The 1,258-nt window shown below is 41.7% G+C and carries 1 protein-coding gene and 1 pseudogene; both read right to left on the bottom strand.

Annotated elements, in window-relative coordinates:
• The coding region (locus tag R7P35_RS24895) for a hypothetical protein (RefSeq protein ID WP_276453591.1) at nt 1–900 on the bottom strand (900 nt) is incomplete at its 3' end.
• Nucleotides 901–1,001: 101 nt separating this feature from the next.
• Nucleotides 1,002–1,258: pseudogene (locus R7P35_RS24890) on the bottom strand (FUSC family protein); the annotation flags it as partial.

Raw genomic sequence — 1,258 nt, 5'->3', positions numbered from 1 at the left:
GAATCGACGACCTAATGAAAAGAATAAGGTCCCACGCACCCCAAATCCGGCCTCCATCAATATCTCCCAGTCTTTGTTAAAGGCATATTGGAAACCAAGTACACTGTTCCAGTTCTCATCGGCACTTTGACTTACGTTGAAGCCCGCATCAGGGCTCAAGTTTTCAACTAAGCCAAGTAGTTGCGGTGGTAGGTTTAAGCTTTTGAGGTCACCAGACAATTCTTGTTGAACATTTTGATACATGGCGCCAACAAATACGCGCAGTTCGCGTCCGCCATCGTATTGCCAGCGATATCCGACTCGAGGGGCAGCCACGAAGGTTTTAATATTGCCATCAATGGCGGCTATGCTGGTGTAGGTGTAGTTCATATCGAGTAGTGCGAACCAATTTCCCACCCCGCCAGCTAATGTGGTGCCTGCTCCATAGGTTCCTCCGTCCATCTCTAACTCAAATGCGGCGCTATCCGGTAGCTCGTCACCCGCTGCATCGAGCAGCGAGCACAGAACTTTGTTTCCGATACCTTGTACGGAGGAAGTGTCACAACTTAAAGCGTTAATTTTTGCTGTGCTCGTGCCTTGGGTATAACCAATAATTCCATAGATATTCATAAACGGGAAAATCCACACGTCTCCCCTTAGAGTAATATTGGAACCTTTAAAATCGGCGTGGTTAGCATCAATATCAAGTGCCTCAAGTACCGGATGTCCTGTTAAATCAATGCTGTTGACCGTGATTGGATTGCTCATATCCATGTATGAAAGGGAAAGACCATAAGGTTTTGGCAGTGAATAGCCACGCTTTTCTGCTTCATCTCCCCAAATAGGGAAAAATGAATCTTGAGCAAAACTTAACTGGGTAAATAAAGTGGTTAAAAATACCAGTCCTATTTTTAATTTCACAATGGTCTCTCTTTAATATTATAAATGCCCATTTTCTAAAAATGTGTATGTGTTATTTCAAAATTCATTACATAAATAGCGTGACTATTAATATCGAGTTTCTAAACTCTGCGCACATTTTGAGGTTTACAAAACAGGTCAGAAAACAATTTGCCTATCAGAAGAATAATTAAAATATTCGTCAGCATTAAAATTGGTGTTTCAATTCTATATATTGGAGTCAGGTTTAACGCGCCGGAGGTCAGTACAACCAATAGATTAATCCCTAGAACTCGATGAATCAGCATTTTGGGTGTTGAAAATACCTCCCAAATTACTATCGTGTTGATGAAGTAAAATAACGCTAACTGCCATAGTT

The organism is Vibrio sp. Vb0304, from assembly GCF_033338995.1.
Lineage (GTDB): Bacteria > Pseudomonadota > Gammaproteobacteria > Enterobacterales > Vibrionaceae > Vibrio > Vibrio alginolyticus.
Note: the sequence above shows the minus strand (reverse complement) of the source record. Positions and strands in the feature narration are given on the sequence as shown.